This is a genomic window from Candidatus Symbiopectobacterium sp. NZEC135, from assembly GCF_025962695.1.
This window is the reverse complement of sequence record NZ_JAGFPF010001219.1, coordinates 1-640: the sequence shown is the minus strand read 5'-3', so window position 1 is coordinate 640 and position 640 is coordinate 1. Positions and strand designations below refer to the sequence as shown.

General features: G+C 58.0%; 1 protein-coding gene and 1 pseudogene. One reads left to right on the top strand and one right to left on the bottom strand.

Annotated features, from left to right (window positions below; translation table 11 throughout):
• On the top strand, nucleotides 1-125 hold a 125-nt coding region (gene alaE, locus J5224_RS33450; protein WP_264629188.1), incomplete at its 5' end, for an L-alanine exporter AlaE.
• A gap of 81 nt (nucleotides 126-206) precedes the next feature.
• Here the strand turns inward: alaE and J5224_RS33445 are convergent.
• A pseudogene (locus tag J5224_RS33445) lies at nucleotides 207-640 on the bottom strand (catabolite repressor/activator); the annotation flags it as partial.

Here is a 640-nt window from a genome sequence, read left to right as displayed (position 1 = left end):
CCACCCCGCAGCAGATCGTTGCGGCGGTAACCAGCAATGTGTTGATATCCAGGGTGATGGGTGTCGCCTACGGGTACTTTCTCGATTACTGTCGCCGTCTGTTTCGCGTTGCGGTGCCGGGCTGAAATTCAGGCCGCCACTAAAACGCAGGCAACAAAAAAGCCATCCTGATAACGGATGGCTTTTTTATTAGGAATAATCCCAAACTAACGACGACTGAGTGAACCACGCCGGTAGAGACTGCGCCGAATGCGGGTCAAACCGGGCTTGGGCTTCTTCGGTTCATCCAAACTTGCCAGCACCAACTCCAGCACCCGTTCAGCCACTTCACGATGGCGCTGCGCCACCGAAAGCACCGGGCCCACGCCTGCTTGAGGGTAACATCCATCACCCCTTGCAACAGCGGAAACGAGGTGGTGAACAGCGCCTGCGGCATCGGGTGATGCAGCAAATACTCTTCAAAAGCCGCTGCTGCCGCTGAGCGTTCGTAGCTGTTGGCATAGAGAAAATTCACCTGCCGCGGATCCTCTGCCCACGCCATCCGAAACCCCTGCTCGCGCAGGAAACTGACAGAAAGCTCCGGCAGCGCGCCGAGATAGAGCACCGACTCCGCCGGGATCTTGCGCAGTTCCTGCGCCAG